Source organism: Phaeovulum veldkampii DSM 11550 (assembly GCF_003034995.1).
Classification (GTDB): Bacteria; Pseudomonadota; Alphaproteobacteria; order Rhodobacterales; family Rhodobacteraceae; genus Phaeovulum; species Phaeovulum veldkampii.
The window spans coordinates 17,110-32,793 of the sequence record NZ_PZKF01000003.1; the positions used below are offsets into that span (position 1 = coordinate 17,110).

Annotated in this window: 15 protein-coding genes and 1 pseudogene; 13 read left to right on the forward strand and 3 right to left on the reverse strand. The window is 64.9% G+C overall.

Going from position 1 to position 15,684, the window contains the following annotated elements; genetic code table 11:
- The first annotated feature begins 12 nt into the window (after positions 1-12).
- Genes C5F46_RS01715 through C5F46_RS01725 form a run of 3 tightly spaced genes read left to right on the forward strand, consistent with a single transcriptional unit; the run spans position 13 to position 4,127 of the window.
- Complete coding sequence (locus C5F46_RS01715; RefSeq protein ID WP_107323747.1) at positions 13-1,434, forward strand: mannose-1-phosphate guanylyltransferase/mannose-6-phosphate isomerase; 1,422 nt, start codon at positions 13-15, stop codon at positions 1,432-1,434.
- Positions 1,421-2,800 (forward strand): phosphohexomutase domain-containing protein, encoded by a 1,380-nt coding sequence (locus C5F46_RS01720; RefSeq protein WP_235820050.1) that lies wholly within the window; start codon positions 1,421-1,423, stop codon positions 2,798-2,800. The genes C5F46_RS01715 and C5F46_RS01720 overlap by 14 nt, the downstream gene beginning before the upstream one ends.
- 22 nt (positions 2,801-2,822) lie before the next feature.
- Complete coding sequence (locus C5F46_RS01725; protein ID WP_107323646.1) at positions 2,823-4,127, forward strand: UDP-glucose dehydrogenase family protein; 1,305 nt, start codon at positions 2,823-2,825, stop codon at positions 4,125-4,127.
- A 242-nt stretch (positions 4,128-4,369) separates the two neighbouring features.
- Here C5F46_RS01725 and C5F46_RS01730 read toward each other — a convergent pair whose 3' ends face one another.
- From C5F46_RS01730 to C5F46_RS01740, 3 genes are read right to left on the reverse strand one after another with little or no spacing between them, the layout of a single operon-like run.
- Complete coding sequence (locus C5F46_RS01730) at positions 4,370-6,370, reverse strand: YjbH domain-containing protein (protein WP_168796765.1); 2,001 nt, start codon at positions 6,368-6,370, stop codon at positions 4,370-4,372.
- A gap of 44 nt (positions 6,371-6,414) precedes the next feature.
- Positions 6,415-6,936: a transcription termination/antitermination protein NusG gene (gene nusG, locus C5F46_RS01735; RefSeq protein WP_107323648.1), complete on the reverse strand. Its 522-nt coding sequence runs from the start codon at positions 6,934-6,936 to the stop codon at positions 6,415-6,417.
- A gap of 40 nt (positions 6,937-6,976) precedes the next feature.
- Positions 6,977-8,113, reverse strand: coding sequence for an MraY family glycosyltransferase (locus C5F46_RS01740; protein ID WP_107323649.1), 1,137 nt, complete (start codon positions 8,111-8,113; stop codon positions 6,977-6,979).
- Between the two features lie 215 nt (positions 8,114-8,328).
- On the opposite strand from C5F46_RS01740, the gene C5F46_RS01745 reads away from it, so the two are divergent.
- The 10 genes and pseudogenes from C5F46_RS01745 (at position 8,329) to C5F46_RS01780 (ending at position 15,665) form a co-directional block, all read left to right on the forward strand.
- Positions 8,329-8,709, forward strand: coding sequence for a hypothetical protein (locus tag C5F46_RS01745; protein WP_235820051.1), 381 nt, complete (start codon positions 8,329-8,331; stop codon positions 8,707-8,709).
- Between the two features lie 46 nt (positions 8,710-8,755).
- Entirely contained in the window at positions 8,756-9,319 is a 564-nt protein-coding gene (locus C5F46_RS01750) for a hypothetical protein (protein WP_107323651.1), read from the forward strand.
- A gap of 129 nt (positions 9,320-9,448) precedes the next feature.
- Positions 9,449-10,519, forward strand: a complete 1,071-nt coding sequence (locus C5F46_RS01755) for a polysaccharide biosynthesis/export family protein (protein ID WP_107323652.1) — start codon at positions 9,449-9,451, stop codon at positions 10,517-10,519.
- A gap of 6 nt (positions 10,520-10,525) precedes the next feature.
- Entirely contained in the window at positions 10,526-10,972 is a 447-nt protein-coding gene (locus C5F46_RS01760; protein ID WP_107323653.1) for an arsenate reductase/protein-tyrosine-phosphatase family protein, read from the forward strand.
- Positions 10,969-13,158 (forward strand): polysaccharide biosynthesis tyrosine autokinase, encoded by a 2,190-nt coding sequence (locus C5F46_RS01765; RefSeq protein ID WP_107323654.1) that lies wholly within the window; start codon positions 10,969-10,971, stop codon positions 13,156-13,158. The genes C5F46_RS01760 and C5F46_RS01765 overlap by 4 nt, the downstream gene beginning before the upstream one ends.
- Before the next feature lie 113 nt (positions 13,159-13,271).
- Positions 13,272-13,388: pseudogene (locus C5F46_RS17265) on the forward strand (phage protein Gp36 family protein); the annotation flags it as partial.
- A gap of 19 nt (positions 13,389-13,407) precedes the next feature.
- On the forward strand, positions 13,408-13,584 hold the full coding sequence (locus C5F46_RS16990; RefSeq protein ID WP_235820052.1) for a hypothetical protein: 177 nt from the start codon (positions 13,408-13,410) through the stop codon (positions 13,582-13,584).
- Positions 13,581-13,964 carry a hypothetical protein gene (locus C5F46_RS16400; RefSeq protein ID WP_133618295.1) on the forward strand — a complete coding sequence of 128 codons (384 nt, stop codon included), beginning with the start codon at positions 13,581-13,583 and terminating at the stop codon, positions 13,962-13,964. The genes C5F46_RS16990 and C5F46_RS16400 overlap by 4 nt, the downstream gene beginning before the upstream one ends.
- On the forward strand, positions 13,957-15,258 hold the full coding sequence (locus tag C5F46_RS16995) for a hypothetical protein (RefSeq protein WP_235820053.1): 1,302 nt from the start codon (positions 13,957-13,959) through the stop codon (positions 15,256-15,258). The genes C5F46_RS16400 and C5F46_RS16995 overlap by 8 nt, the downstream gene beginning before the upstream one ends.
- Entirely contained in the window at positions 15,258-15,665 is a 408-nt protein-coding gene (locus tag C5F46_RS01780; protein WP_107323656.1) for a hypothetical protein, read from the forward strand. Before C5F46_RS16995 ends, C5F46_RS01780 begins: the two co-directional genes overlap by 1 nt.
- The last annotated feature ends 19 nt before the right edge of the window (positions 15,666-15,684 follow it).

Below are 15,684 nucleotides of genomic sequence, written 5' to 3' on the forward strand. Positions count from 1 at the left end.
ATGACACATCCCATTGTTCACCCGGTTCTTTTGTGTGGCGGGTCCGGCACACGGCTTTGGCCGGTGTCTCGGCAGAGCTTCCCCAAGCAGTTTTCGGCCTTGATGGGGGCGGAAAGCCTGTTTCAGGGGGCGGTGCGGCGGGTGTCGGGGCCGGGGTTTGCGGCGCCGGTGGTGGTGACGGGCGATCCGTTCCGCTTTATCGTGTCCGAGCAACTGGCCGCGGTGCAGACCGCCGCTGCTGGGGTTCTGATCGAGCCCGAGGGGCGCAACACGGCGCCCGCGGTTGTGGCGGCGGCGCTGTGGCTGGCGGCGCGCGATCCGGCGGCGGTGATGCTGGTGGCGCCGTCTGATCATGTCATCCCCGAGGATGCGGCCTTTCGCGCCGCCGTTCGGGCAGCGGTGCCGCGGGCGCTGGCGGGCGATCTGGTGACCTTTGGCATCACGCCCACGCGGGCCGAGACCGGCTATGGCTATCTGGAACTGGCCGCCGGGGCTGACCCCGCCGCCGGGGCGCCGCAGCCGCTTGCCCGCTTTGTCGAAAAGCCCGGCGCCGCACAGGCCGCACAGATGATCGCCGCGGGCAATTACCTGTGGAACGCGGGGATTTTTCTGTTCACCGCCAAGGCGCTGGTGGCGGCGTTTCGTGCCCATGCGCCCGACCTGCTGCATGCCGTGGACAAGGCGGTGGCGGATGCGGTCTGCGATCTGGGCTTTACCCGGTTGGCCTCCGACCCCTGGCGGGCCCTGTCCGACATTTCCATTGACTATGCGATCATGGAAAAGGCCCGCAATCTGGCGGTGATGCCCTATGCCGGGCGCTGGTCTGACCTTGGCGGCTGGGAGGCGGTGTGGCAGGAAACCGGCCCCGATGCGGCGGGCAATGTCTGTTCGGCGCATGCTACCGCGATCGACTGCGCGGGCAGCCTGCTGCGGTCGGATTCGGACGGGGTGGAACTGGTGGGGATCGGCCTGACCGACATGATCGCGGTGGCCATGCCCGATGCCGTGCTGGTTGCGCCGCGCGCCGAAAGCCAGCGCGTGAAAGAGGCCGTCGCCGCGCTGAAGGGCCGTGCCGCGAAACAGGCCACGGCCTTTGCGCGCGATCACAGACCCTGGGGCTGGTTTGAAAGCCTGGCCATTGGCGAGCGGTTTCAGGTCAAGCGGATCGTGGTGACCCCCGGCGGGGTGTTGAGCCTGCAATCGCATGTGCACCGCGCCGAACACTGGATCGTGGTGCAGGGCACCGCCCGTGTGACCATCGGCGATCAGGTCAGCCTTGTGACTGAAAACCAGTCGGTCTATGTGCCCCTGGGCACCGTTCACCGGCTGGAAAACCCTGGCAGGCTGCCTGTGGTGCTGATCGAGGTGCAGACCGGCAGCTACCTTGGTGAAGACGACATCATCCGCCATGAGGATATCTATGCGCGCCCCTGAGACACTGCCGATGACCTGCTTCAAGGCTTATGACGTGCGCGGCCGTCTGGGGGTGGATCTTGACGCGGCGATCGCCAACCGGATCGGTCGGGCCTTTGCCGAAGTGCTGGGCGCCACCCGTGTTGTGCTGGGGCGCGACTGCCGGCCGTCTTCGGCTGCGCTGAGCGAGGCTGTGGCGCGGGGGCTGATTGCGGCGGGCGCAGAGGCGCTGGATCTGGGTCTGTCGGGCACCGAAGAGATGTATTTTGCCGTGACCCATCTGGGCGCCGATGGCGGGATCACGGTGACGGCCTCGCACAACCCGATGGATTACAACGGCCTGAAGATGGTGGGCCGTGGCTCGGCCCCGCTGGACCCGGCGACCGATATGGCGGCGATCCGGCACCTGGCCGAAACCGGCGCCTTCGCGCCCGTCCGGCCCGGCGGGCAGGTCACGCCGGCCGGGGAAACGCGCGCGGCCTATGTGGCGCGGGTGCTGTCCTTCGTCGATCTGGCGGCGCTGCGCCCCCTGAAGATCGTTGTGAATGCCGGAAACGGCGCGGCCGGGCCGACGTTTGACGCCATCGCTGCGGCGCTGGCCGCCCAAGGTGCGCCGCTCGACTTTGTGCGTCTGCACCACGACCCGGATGGCACCTTTCCGAACGGTATCCCGAACCCGCTCTTGCCGGAAAACCAGCCTGTCACCGCCCGCGCGGTGGTGGCCGCGGGCGCCGATATGGGCGTGGCCTGGGATGGCGATTTCGACCGCTGTTTCCTGTTCGATCATCGCGGCCAGTTCGTGCCGGGCGAATATGTGGTGGGGCTTCTGGCCGAGGCGTTTCTGGCGCATCAGCCGGGGGCCGCCATCGTCTATGACCCGCGCGTGATCTGGGCCACCGAAGACCGCATCGCCCGCGCCGGGGGCCGGGCGGTGATGGCGCGCACCGGGCATGCCTTTGTGAAACGCGCGCTGCGCGACACCGGCGCCGTCTATGGCGGCGAGATGTCGGCGCATCACTATTTCCGCGATTTCATGTGCTGCGACAGCGGCATGATCCCGTGGTTGCTGGTGGCTGAACTGCTGGGCCGCCGCGGCGTGGCGCTGGCCGATCTGCTGGCGGAACGGCGCGCCGCCTTCCCGTCCTCGGGCGAGATCAATTTCCGCGTGGCCGACCCGGCCGCCGCCGTGGCGCGGGTGGAGGCAGCCCTTGCACCGGGCGCTGTGGCGCGCGATACGACCGACGGGCTGAGCCTTGCCTTTGCCCTCTGGCGCTTCAACCTGCGCGCCTCGAACACCGAACCGCTGTTGCGGCTGAACGTCGAGGCGCGGGGCCGCGCCGATCTGGTGCGGGACGGTGTAGAGCGGATCACGGCGCTGATCGGATGAGTTTCAATCAAGGGGTTTCTGCATGAAGATCGCAATGATCGGCACCGGCTATGTGGGGCTTGTCTCGGGTGTCTGCCTGTCGGATTTCGGGCATGAGGTGATCTGCGTGGACCGCGACCCCGGCAAGATCGCGCGGCTGCGCGCGGGCGAGGTGCCGATCTACGAGCCGGGGCTGGAGGCGCTGATGGCGCGCAATGTGGCCGCGGGGCGGCTGTCGTTCACCGGCGATCTGGCGGCTGCGGTGGAGGGCGCCGAGGCGGTGTTCATCGCCGTGGGCACGCCCACCCGGCGCGGCGACGGGCATGCCGACCTGACCTATGTGATGACCGCCGCCCAGGACATCGCCCGCGCGCTGACGGGCTATGCCGTGGTGGTGACGAAATCGACCGTGCCGGTGGGCACCAACCGGGCGGTGGCCGAAACCATCCGCGCGGCGAACCCGGCAGCGGCGTTCGATGTGGCCTCGAACCCGGAATTCCTGCGTGAGGGCGCCGCGATCGACGATTTCATGCGCCCCGACCGCGTTGTGGTCGGCGTGGAATCCGATCGCGCGCGCGAGGTGATGGCGGGCATCTACCGGCCGCTGTTTCTGCGCGATTTCCCGATCGTCTACACCGATCTGGAATCGGCCGAGATGATCAAATACGCGGCCAACGCCTTTCTGGCGACCAAGATCACCTTCATCAACGAAATCGCGGCGCTGTGCGAACGGGTCGGCGCCGATGTGAAATCAGTGGCGCGCGGCATCGGGCTGGATGGCCGGATCGGGGCCAAGTTCCTGCACGCCGGCCCCGGCTATGGCGGGTCGTGTTTTCCCAAAGATACCCGCGCGCTGGCGCGGATCGGGCAGGACCATGCCGTGCCGATGCAGATCGTGGAGACCGTGATCCAGGTGAACGAGGCGGTCAAACGGCGGATGATCGACAAGATCAGCGATCTGTGTGGCGGTTCGGTCAACGGCCGGGTGGTGGCGGTGCTGGGCGTGACCTTCAAGCCCAACACCGACGACATGCGCGAGGCCCCCAGCCTGACCATCGTGCCCGCGCTGGTGGGGGCAGGCGCCACGGTGCGCGTGGTGGACCCGCAGGGCCTGCGCGAGGGCGCGGCGCTGTTGCCGGGCGTGACCTGGGCCGAAGACCCCTACACCGCGGCCACCGGCGCCGATTGCCTGGTGATCCTGACCGAGTGGAACGAGTTCCGCGCGCTGGACCTGGGTCGCATCGCCACGCTGATGGCCAACCCCCGCATGGCCGACCTGCGCAACGTCTACAACCGCGACACCGCACAGGCTGCGGGCTTCACGGGGTATGAGGCGGTCGGGCGGTGACACCGGCACCGCCTGCACCCTGCCGCCAGATTGTCGGGGAAACGCGGGGTGTAACCCGGAGCCAGCCTTCAGGCTCCGGGCCGGTCCTGTCAGAAGTTGCGGACCATATCGGTCGCGGCACGGGTCGTCGAAGTGCTGGAGCCGCCGCCGCCGCAGGCCGAAAGCACGAGGCCGAGGGTCAGGATCAAAAGGGTCGAGGTAGTTTTCATGGCAGTCTCCGATTTGAACAGTGACAAGGAAAATCAAGGCGTTGCTTGTTTGGCGCAGGCGTTGCCGGGGCGGCAGTAGACCGTTGACCCGAAGATGCCGGGGGAGGATTCGGGTTTCAGCATGTCATTCAGCCGGTTGCGGATCGACAGGCGCTGACCGCCGTCGCCGGTAAGCGAACTGATTCTCTGCACGCTTTGTGCGCGGGTTTCGCCGGTCCAGCCGATCCCCAGCGGCACGCGCAGCACAATGCCTTTGTCAAAGCTGCCCTCGCCAAATTCATCTGCCGAGGCCGTCGTTTTTGTGACGAACGCACCGATTTCCCAGCCGTTGTGGAAGCTGCGGCTGACGGTCAGCGTGGCGCCATCGTCGCCTGCCAGATAGCGCCCGACATCGACCTGCACATCAAGGTCGTGATAGCCCGTGCGCCAGTAGACCGAGGCATGACCATGCAGCTTTTCCAGCCCGGGCAGATCGCGCAGGCCAAACTGCTGGTCGAAATCGCGGGCTTTGACATAGTTCAGTTCGGCGCCGTAGGCGAGGCTTGACCCGATCGGGCGCCAGTAGATCTCTGACACAAGCCCGGCATACATCTGTTCCAGATAGCCGAACGACAGATGGCTGAAGAGTTCGGCCGAGTGCTGGGCGTAATGATCGACGGTCAGATAGTCGATCCGTCGGCCGTCCTCGTTGTTATAGCGCGCGGCGTCGGTGCGAACCCGTGGCAGGCTGCCCTTTGGCCCGCGGGTCATCTCGTCATAGTCACCAAAGACGGTCTGCGACACTTGTCCGCTTAGCGACAGGCCGGGCCAAAGCTGAACCTCGGCTGACGCAGCAAGGCTCAGGTCATGATAGACCGGCTGATCAGGGTCGAAGAACGACAGCCGCACGAGTGGCCCGACCGACCAGTCGAGCGAGCCAAAGCCAAGTTCGTCGTTTGGCTGCCATTGCGGATCGACAGGGCCAGCCCCCGTGAACAAGGGCGTGCCATCCTCGGAGCGGGCCACGAAATCGGTGCCCGACGCATCAAGCCCATGGGTCGAGAGCATCACCCGGATACGCCCGCAGCCGTCGCCATAGGTCGCGCGCATCACCTGTTCGGCGCGCGCCAAGGCCTCGGCTGATTTTCGAAAGCGCTGGTTTTCGACGCTGACTTCGCAGAAATCGCCGTTTTGGCGGAACCGCACCGGGCGCAGGCCGGAGCCTTCGAAGGCGGCTGTCAGGTTGCGCGGGGCGGTGGGCGGGGTCCAGCCATCGGGCCGCTTTGGCACGATATCGGGGCCGGCGGGGTTGGCGAAGGCGGTCAGCCGGAACGCGACCCCCTCGCCATTCAGCGCGTAAAGGCCGACTTGGGCGTAGTCGGTCAGCCGATACTCTACGCCCGCATTCCAGGCAGACCGCGCGCGGTCCACGCCGAAGGATGACTCGGCGCTGTAATCGTCGGACGAATATTCCCCAACGAACGAAAGCCCCGCGACGGGGCTTTGCCAGCGCAGACCGCCGAACAGGCCGACATCGCCGCGAAACAGGCTGTCCAGCCGCAGTTCGCCCCCGGTGGCAGAGCCTTCGTCATCGGGCCGGGTGCCGATGCTGCCGATCCGGTTGCCCGTCGCCAGACGCCCCCAGCCAAGCCCTCCGGTGACGGCCAGCGTCGGCGTCAGATGCTTGGTCGCCACAACATATTCGCCGGCAAGCACCCCGGTGCCCAGAATGTCGCGCACACCCAGCGCAATGGCGGGCATGTAGCGGTCTTCCTCTGCCAGCCGCACGGCCACATCCAAGCTGCGGTCCCACAATGCGCGGTCTGAGGCAAGATCGCCCTCGCCGATGCCGGAATAGCGGAAGGTGGTGGCCAGCCAGGGCAGGGCCTGGAAACTGGCCGAATACCGCTCGCCCTGCGGCAGAGAGGCAAAGCTGAGCGATACCTCGCCGTCGGGTGCCATGTCGGCCGAGGGCATGTCGATCAGTCCGGGCATGCCGTGCAGGTTGTAGGCATGAGGCATCTCTGCCCCCACGCCACCAGCAAACGCTGCCACGACCGCACTCAGCGGTAGTGCCCGCCGCCAACATCCCGCCCTGCTCATGCCCGCTGCACTCCCTCCATCGGGATCGCGACCCGCGTCGTGCGCCCCATGATGTCGAGGAGTATCCAGATACGGCGGTCCGGCGCAATGCTTTCGATAGTGGTCACGAAATCGGCAAAGGGTCCGGCCACGACCCGGATCGCATCGCCAGGCTGCAAATCGGCTGGGGGGCGGATTCGGCCGATTTCATCGCATCGCAGACGGAGCGCGGCCACCAGAGACGCAGGCACCGGCGCAGGATAGCCGCCAAAGCCGACAAGCCGGGATACCCCATAGGTGCTGTTGATCGCGCGCCAGCCGGGCAGCGCCGGGTCGAAGCGGATGAACAGATAACCGGGGAACATCGGGCTTTCCGTTGTTCGGAACTGTGCGCCTACCTTTCGTGTTTCGGTCTGGACAGGGCAGAACAGGTCAAAGCCTTGGCGATGCAGGTTGCGTTCGGCGATGCGCAGGCTGTTCGGGCGCAGTTGCGCCAGATACCAAGGCTGGCGCAGCTCCTTGGGGTCGATATAGCTCATGCCCTGCCCCCGAAGGGGCGGGACTGGGCCGCAACCCAGATCATTCCGCTACCTCGATCCGCATCGTCGGGGCAGGGGCGCGTCTGTGCATGACCGGCACCCGGACGCGGCGCGCGGCAAGCTCCATTCCCAACATATAGCTGCCCACGAAAAGCGCGCCGAATGCGATCATCGCGAGGCAGGCCAGAAGCGGCGCGTTCCATAACAGAACCCCGGCGATGACGGGCGCTGCGATCATCGGCAGCATTACGGCTGTCGAAAGCGGGTTGGCCACATGCCGCACGTTGCGGCCCAGCACCAGAATTTCAATCGCGCGCATGACTAGCTGGTGAAAATGCAGGCGGTCAGGCTGGCCCGTGGGCCTGCCGGCGCGCTGCCTCCGCCAGATCGCAAAGAATGTGTCTGCCACCGGCCAGAAAAAAATCAGGAGCATCGCCCAAGGCGACACGTCGGTGTGGTGCACCATCAGCCCTATCGACAGCCAGGCCAGAATATGACCCAAAGAATAGGCACCCGCATCACCCAGAAAGATGCGGCCGGCGGGGAAATTGAACACCAGAAAACCGATCAGCGCAGCCACGATCATCAGCCCGACTTCGGCCAGCGCCGGATCGCCCGCGCGCAGTGCAACCGCTGCAAGGCCAAGCGCCGTCAGGACACCGGCGCCCGAGGCAAGGCCGTTCAGCCCATCAATCAGGTTGAAGGCATGGCACACACCGACAACGGCAAAGACCGTGAAGAGGATTGCGAAGGGGGCAAAGGCCATAAGAAAGTCAATTCCGGGCACATCAAGCCGGGTCAGCCAGACCCCAAGAAACCAGATCACCAGACCGCTGGAGGCGGCTGCCGCCAGAAGGCGCCCCAGCGGGCTGATGCGGCGCCCCAGATCTTCAAGAAGCCCCGCCAGGAACACAGGAAGCATCGCGATGGCAAAAGTCATGAAGCTGTCCGACAGGCTTGGCGGCGCCAGAACGGCAACACACAGCAGACCTGCAAAAAGAGCAAGCCCTCCAAGGCGTGGGGTGGGCACCCGATGCGCCGCCTGCACCGCCCGCGTATCTGCCCGGCGATGTGCGAACGGCAGATGCAGGCCGCGCGTTGCCAAAACCGTGGCGCAGACCAGAAATGAGATAGAGAAAACAGCCAGCGCGTCGATAATCAGCGGCAAATCGATCATTTTCAACTCCCGGGGCATGCCCGGACTGCCGCGCAAAAAACGCTGGAGCCCGGGCCAGCCAAGCGATCAGAAACGCGGCAAGCCGCACCAACACACGACCGCCAGGAAACACAGCAATCGTTATGATTGTTTGGTAGCGCAGAACTTGTGTCGACTCAACTGGATTCGTTAATAGAAATTAACCAATCTTGATCCGCTCAAGTCAAGCACACGCATTGGTTGAATTTTCCTGTTGCGATCGTCACGCTCGCGTCATATTGCTTGATCGACAGCGCCATAGCGCATATTTTCCGGGCATGATGAAAACTCCGCACACCCTTCTGTCGAGCATGTCTCAGCTTCGCGCCCTGCTTTTTGGGGTGGAGGTGGAGGCTGGTCTTCAAAAGCTGAGCGCACCGGAACGCGACGTTCTTTATGCCGCTATGTCAGCGCACCTTTCCCGTGACGGATTTGTGCGATCGGACGAGATTCGCGGCAACGCCTTGGCCGAACACCTGACCGACCCAACATTCCAGCGCGCCTTGCGCAGCCTGGTGGAAAAGGGGTATCTTAGGAAAGCCCCGGGGTATAAGCGGGGCGCCTATATTCTTTCTTGATATGGTTCTTCCCGCTTCGTGTTGGCGGCATTTCGATTGTTAGGTTATGATCATCGTTACGGCGGTTCGAGACGGCTTTGCCCTGCTGATGGTCGTTTTCGCGGCCTATATCGTCGCCTTCAAGCTGTCGTTCAATGTCTTCTATCCGGTTCAAGACGCCCTTCTTCCCGCGTTTCAGGGTCATGCGATGCTGGTGTTCCTGCCGCATGGCGTGAAGGTTCTGGCTGCCTGGCTTTATGGCTGGAAGTCGCTGTTGCTGTTGTTGCCGGGGGCTGCGACGGTGCATTTTTTGTTGTTTGGATCAGACGGCCTGTCGTTTCCCGAGGTGATGTCACCGCTGGTCGGGGCCAGTTGCGGCGCGGCTGCCTTTGCCCTGCTGCGGCTGGTCCGTCTTGATGCCCGCCCCGGTGCGCCACGCCGTCTTGACTGGAAGGTGGTGCTGGCCGCCGGTGCCACCTCGTCTGTTCTGAATTCTGTCGGTACATGTTGGGCAAACGGTGTGGCCGGTGCCAGTGTCTTCGCTTATCTGCTCGGCGACCTGCTGGGGACTGTCGTGCTGATGGTTGGTCTGATGCTGGTTTTCCGCTGGGGACGACAGAAAGGGCTTTGACAGTTTTGTCCACCTGATGCAGGCGGGCCGCACATTCTTTGCAGAATTCAACCGGGGGGTGGACTGGGTGATTTTGCAATCGTATTGATGGGACTAATACAGGCTATAAACTTTGATCTGGAGCATCACATGAACACGCGCCTTGGCCTCGTGCTGGTCGCCTCGGCCCTTCTTGCTTCGTGTTCAAGCGGGCATGTGCAATTTCCGGTGACGCGGTCGGCGCAGCAGAACTTGCCGCCTGATGTTCAGGTGATCAGGCTGGATGCGGGCAACATTCAAAGCTTTACCAAGGCCGTCGAACAGCCCGCGGCAACAGCGCTTCCGCAACTGCGCAACTGGGATTACCGCATCGGCGTTGGCGACGTTCTCAGCATCATCGTCTTTGACCATCCGGAACTGACGCTGCCCGCGGGCCCCGGTCGCAGCGCCGAGGAAACCGGGTTTCGGGTGCAGGCCGACGGCACCATCAACTATCCATTCGTCGGGCAGGTTCCGGCCAAGGGCAAAGCGCCCGAAGATGTGCGCGAGGATCTGCGCACCCGTCTGGCCGATTTCATCCCCGACCCACAGCTTGAAGTGCGCGTCGCAACGTTCAATTCGCAGGCGGTCACTGTCACCGGCGCGGTGGGCAGCCCCAACCGCCAGCCGCTGACGACTGTGCCGCTGCGTCTGCTGGACGCGGTAAACGCCGCTGGCGGCCTGACCGAGATGGCCGATGGTCGCCAGGTTACCGTCAAGCGTAATGGTGTCTCTTATCGCGTTGATCTGGAAGGGTTTCTGGCCGGGGGCATTAACAGCAACAACCCGATCCTGCTGCCCGGCGATGTGGTTACAGTGCCGCGCCGCCGCGCGAGCGAGGCCTATCTGCTGGGCCAGATTGTAAAGCCCGCCACCATTGATCTGTCGGTCGAAACGGTCACCCTGACCCAGGCGTTGACGCGGCAGGGCGGGCTTTTGGAACGGCGCGCCGATGCCCGCGGGGTGTTCGTTTTTCGCGCCAACGGCGTGCCGGGGATGAAGGTATTTCAACTGGATGCCAGTTCGCCCACCGCGCTGTTGCTGGGCACGCGGTTCGTGCTGCAACCCAATGACGTGGTCTATGTCACGCGCGCGCCGCTCAGCCGCTGGAATGATACGATCAGCGACATCCTGCCCTCGATCAACGTCGTCGAGAACCTCGACGACGTCGCCACGAACTGACGGCCCATGTTCCGGTCGGTGCTGGTCGTCTGCGTCGGCAACATCTGCCGCTCGCCGGTTGGAGAGCGGTTGTTGCGTGCGCGGATGCCAGAGCTGTCTGTCGGCTCGGCCGGCCTCGCAGCTCTGGAGGGGCATCCGGCTGATGCAATCAGCACCGCTGTGGCAGAGGCGCATGGTGTCGCCATGGCGGGGCACGTCGCCCGCCAGTTTACCCCCGATCTGGGGATGGCCGCTGAGGTCATTCTGGCGATGGAGCCGGGGCACAAACACGAGATTGCCCGGATCGCACCGCATCTGGCGGGGCGAACCCTGCTTTATGATCAGTGGACCGGGGCAAGCGGCATTGCTGACCCCTACCAACGACCGAAAGAATTTCACGAAGCTGTTTTTGACCGGTTGGCCGCAGCGGCCGATGCCTGGGCTCAAAGACTTGGTTCAAAGGACAACCGATGACCCCAGACCAGACGAAGACATCCAGCCCGGCTGAAGACGATGAAATTGATCTGGGCAAGCTTCTTGCACAGCTTTGGGCTGGCAAGTTGTGGATCAGCGGATTCACGGCGCTTTCCGGTGCGATCGGTCTTGCGGTGGCGCTCAACACGCCGCCCATTTACCGGGCCGATGCGCTGCTGCAGCTGGAAGAGAAGGGCGGCTCGCTGGTACTGCCGCAATCTCTCAGCGATCTTGCGGAAAGCGATCCGCGCAGCGTGACCGAAATCGAGCTTCTGCATTCGCGTCTTGTGCTGGGGCAAGCGGTTGCCGATCTGCATCTGGATTGGCAGGCGGCGCCGGTGCGGTTGCCGTTTGTGGCCCATGCGGTTGAAACCGGAGTGTTGCCGCTGCCCGATATCGCAGCTTTGACGAAGTATTCCCGCGGCGATACGACAATCCGGCTCGATCTGCTGGAGGTGCCGCCGTACTGGATCAATGCCGAGATACGACTTACCGCAATGAGCGAGGGGCGCTTTCGCGTCGTGCTGCCCGATGGCAGCGTCAAGGAGGGGGCTGAGGGTGTATCGCTGTCCGACCCGTCGCTTGGCTTCGGGCTGCGGGTCGGCGAACTAGCCGCGCCATCCGGGCGCGAATTCGTTCTGCGCCAACTGGACGAGACCGCGGCGATCAACGATCTGCGCGGCCGCCTCTCGGTAAGCGAGCGCGGGCGCCAGTCATCAATTCTCGAAGCAAGCCTGACTGGCGGTGACCCAAGGGAAACCCAGCACACTCTGGCTGCGATCACCGAGGCCTATCTGCGCCAGAACGTGGCCCGCAGCGCCGCCGAAGCGCAGAGCAGCCTTGAATTCATCGACGCACAGATGCCCGAGGCTGGACGTGCAGTCTCGGTGGCCGAACAGGCGCTGAATGCCTATCAGCAAAAGCAGCAAGCGATTGATCTGGGCTTTGAGGGTCAGAGCCTTTTGACCCAGATCGGCACGATCGAGACAGAACTACGCCAGCTTGCCGGTCAGGAAGACGAGATCGCGGAACGTTATACGCCGAACCACCCCGTTTATAAGCAACTTCTCGCGAACCGCGCGCGGCTGGAAGAGCTGCTTGCCGCGCTGCGCGAGGAGGTCGGGGCGCTGCCCGAAACCCAGCGCGAGGTGTTCAATCTGACCCGCGATCTGGAGGTCGCGCAGGAGGTTTACCTGCAGCTTCTGAATCGCGCGCAGGAATTGCGCGTGCTGAAGGCCAGCACCATCGGCAATGTCCGTATCGTTGATGGCGCCCGCACCGCGCCACAGCCCATCGCGCCACGCAAGGCACGCATGTTGGCGCTGGCGCTGGTTCTGGGGGCCATCGGCGGGGTTGGTATCGTTATGCTGCGCAGTTGGTTGCACAAGGGCATCCGCGGAACCGACGAACTGGAGCGCATGGGCCTGCCGGTCTTTGCCACGGTGAACCTGGCCCCTGCTGCAATGCGCAACCGCCGCCAGCGCGGCAAACTGCCTATCCTGTCGCTGAGCGACCCCAACGGGCTGACCGCCGAGGGCATCCGCTCGCTGCGCACAAGCCTGCATTTCGGCATGCTCGATGCCAAGACCCGATCTGTCGCCTTCATCTCGGCCGCGCCCGAGGTGGGAAAATCTTTCACCGCGGTCAACCTTGCGGTGGTTGCGGCGCAGGCGGGGCAGAAAGTCTGCCTGATCGACGCCGATCTGCGGCGGGGCTATTTGCGTCGCTACTTCGGATTGCCAAAATCCACTCCTGGCCTTGCCGACATGCTGTCGCAGGGGGCCAAGCTTGCCGATGTTCTGGTGGCGGGTCCGGTTCCCGGCCTGTTTTTCCTGCCGACCGGACGGTTCCCTCCAAACCCGTCTGAATTGCTGATGCGCCCTGATTTTGCTGACCTGATCATCGCGCTTGATCAGGAGTTCGACCTGATCATCGTCGATACACCGCCGGTGTTGGCGGTGACCGACCCGGTGGTGATCGGCCGCGCGGTGGGCGCCTCGATCGCGGTGGTGCGCTATGACGTGACCCCGGCGGGCGAGGTTGAGGCGCTGATCCGCCAGCTAAGCGGCTTGGGCGTGAAACTGGCAGGGGCGGTGCTGAACGGTTTCGATCCGCTTAGTGCTCGCGGGCGCCATGGCTACGGTTACGCCTATCGCTACGACTATCGGGCAACGGCCGAGGATTAGACCCCATGATCGGGTCGTAAGCTGACTGGGTCGGCGGCCTCTCCCGCGGCATTCTCCGTTCGAGGGTTGTGCCCGGCTGGCGGGCGCCTATCTACGGCGACCGGGCGCTTTATGTGGCCGATCACGACGGCACAGGCATCGTTAACACCGCCGCCGTCGACCGCGCCCTGACCTCGGCCTCGGATGAGATCGACACCTATCTGGGCACCCGCTACACGCTGCCGTTGGCCGAGGTGCCGGGGTGCCGCCGTGACCATCAGCGCCGAGATCGCGGGATTTGCACCCGCGCTGCTGGCCGGCGGATCGGTGACGCTGACGGGGCTGCGCCCCGAACTGAACGGGGCGTGGCATGTGACCAGCGCGCGCCACCGGCTGGGTCAGGGGCTGACCACGACATTCGAGGCGCGCAAGGGGCAGGTGAAATGACCAGCTATGATTTCGAACTGCTGGCCGGGAACAGCGGCACGATCAGCAACGAGGCCGGGCTGGAACTGGCCCTGAAAACCACGGTCTCGGGTGACCGGGTGCCGCTCGACCTGCAAGACGACGAGATCGTGTTCGTCGCGCGCCCCAGCCCGCGCCACCCCCCGGCGCTGCGCAAGGCCCGCAGCACCGGGCAGATCATCGTGGTCGCCGATCAGGGGCGCATCCTGATCCCGTTCAGCGCGGCCGAAACCCGCGCCCTGGGGTCGCCCGACAAGATCGTGGCGATGCGATACGAGGTCGAACGCCGCCCCGCGGGCGGCGGCCAGCGCACCGTGCTGGCGGGGGTTGTCACTATTCTGCCGGGGGTGAACGATGACTGACTTCGTCGAAGTGATCGTGGCCGTCCATGAAGTTGTCGAGGTCAATCTCGGCGCCCGCGGTTTGCCCGGCGACGAGGGTCTGTCGGCCTATGAGGTCGCCCTCGACGCCGGGTTCGAGGGCACCGAGGCCGAATGGCTGGCCTCGCTGCGGGGCGAGCCGCGCACCTGGTCGGACCTGAGCGGGCGCCCGGATGCATTCCCGCCCGCGCCGCATCAGCACGAGATTGCCGATGTGGCGGGGCTGGCTGACGCGCTGGCGGGGCTGGCGCCTGCCGATGACTACGCCACCACTGCCGATCTCGACGCGCTGGCTGGCGCGACTGCGGCTGCGCTGGCGGCCAAGGCGGATGCGGCCCACACCCACGATGTCGGCGACGTGGCGGGGCTGGCTGACGCGCTGGACGGCAAACAGCCCTCCGGGGATTACGCCACGGCGGCGCAGGGCGCGTTGGCCGATACGGCTGTGCAGCCCGGCGATCTGGCCGCAGTGGCCACGACAGGCGCCTATGCTGATCTGTCAGGGCTGCCCGCGCTCGGCACGGCTGCCGCTGCGGCGGTGGAGGATTTCGCGGCGGCGGCGCGAGGCGTGCCTGCTGGCGGTGCTGCGGGGCAGGTTCTGACCAAATCATCTGCGGCGGATTATGCGGCGGAGTGGGCCGACCCTTCAGGCGGCGGAGAGGTGACGCAGGCCGCGTTTGACGCGCTGACGGACTACACCCGCGCCGTTGGGCGATATGCGTCGCCAAACGCAGGGCCGGTGTTTTCGTTTTACTACTACTCCAATGCGCCTCACTCCACGGCCCCGGCGATCAGGATCGGAGCCGCGGATCAGGCCGAAATCTCGCCCCTACTGCTGGGCCGCGACATGCTGCTGCGCGAACTGGGCGCGCGCATCACCACGGCGATTGCTGGCGCCGCAATAAAGGTTGTCGTGTTGGCCGAGGCGGCGGACGGCCTGTCCGCGCATTTGGTTTACGAAACCGCGCCGCTGGATGCATCCAGCACCGGCGGCACCTATGAGGACCTCGTCGCATCAGGCGGGCTGATGCTGTCAGCGGGTCGAACGTATTGGGTCGGCGTCCGATACAGCGATGCCGTGAGGGTGAGCGCAGTGCCTCTGTCATCCGCCGCAAATCTGGGTCTCACGAACAGTAACGCGAGCAGTTTTGTGACCACGCTCGGGCGGTCCATCCCGTTTGCAGATCCGATGCCGGAGACGTGGGTATTCGATTTTGGAGACCGTATCGGCGCCTCAAATACGGTGCCCCCGCTGGTGATCATGAGGGCGTGGTAATGTCGATCAAATACACCGAACACGGCATCGGCCTGCACGATGCGATCGAGGCGGCGGGCCATTGGCTGCGGCAGGTCGATGGGGTCTGGCAGTCGTCTGACGATGCGGCTGTGCAGGCGATCATTGACGGCTACCAACCGCCCCTGCCGACACTGTCACCATCGCAGTTTGAGTGGCTGCTGGCCTACACCGGCCTCGATGCGGTCTGGGATGCGCTTGAGTCTGCGACCAAGGGCCGAAACCCGGAGATGTATGCCATGCTGCGAATGCAACGGCGGCGCGGATCATACATCTGGGACGAGGCCCTGCGGCTGATCGACGTGTTTCGCCCCCATCTGCCCCCCGGATCGCCGCCGCTGACCGAGGCCGCGCTGCGGCCCGTCTGGATGGTCGCCGCGACCAAGTAGGCCTCAAGGGAGGCCAGAG